General features: G+C 30.6%; 1 protein-coding gene. It reads right to left on the bottom strand.

Going from position 1 to position 546, the window contains the following annotated elements; all coding sequences use genetic code 4:
• Window positions 1-117 precede the first annotated feature (117 nt).
• Window positions 118-546, bottom strand: a 429-nt coding sequence (locus OF376_RS03180) for a DNA methyltransferase (protein ID WP_263822069.1), incomplete at its 5' end; no start/stop codon positions are given.

The following is a 546-nucleotide window of genomic DNA, read 5'->3' as shown; positions in this document are numbered from 1 at the left end:
GTTTTACCAGAACCTGTTGGGGCTTTAAATTCAACAATTTTATGATGATCAGATTTAGCTTTTTGTTTAATGCTTAAATAATGTGTTAATAAATTATCAACACACTTCTTTTGACTATTACTTAGTTGCATCTTCATCTTCCTCGTATGGTTGCAGTGCTAATAATTGTCTTAGAATTTCGTTGTTATTTACTTCAAAGTGCATGATTTTAAAATGTGCCAAAGATTGTTTTAACATTGTCTTAATCATTTCGTTAGGATTGTTTTGAGCATTAATTGAAATGTCGAATTTTTTAACCTTAAAAACATTTAAATTACTTAGATATGGTAAGTTTTTGTCGGTTCATTTAAATTTCTCATCATGTGTTCCCTTACCATGATTAATCCGGTATAAACGTTCATATGTGATGTTATCGCCAATATCGTTTTCATTATTGGTTATCAAGGTAAAAGTTCTATTTCCACCATCTTCTCTATTTAATTCCAAAACAGCGTGAGCAGTTGTTCCTGAACCTGCAAAGAAATCCAGAATACGGGCATTTTTGTT

Origin of the sequence: Ureaplasma miroungigenitalium (genome assembly GCF_025780085.1) — a bacterium.
Classification (GTDB): domain Bacteria; phylum Bacillota_I; class Bacilli_A; order Mycoplasmatales; family Mycoplasmoidaceae; genus Ureaplasma; species Ureaplasma miroungigenitalium.
This window is presented reverse-complemented; position numbering and strand designations above follow the sequence as displayed.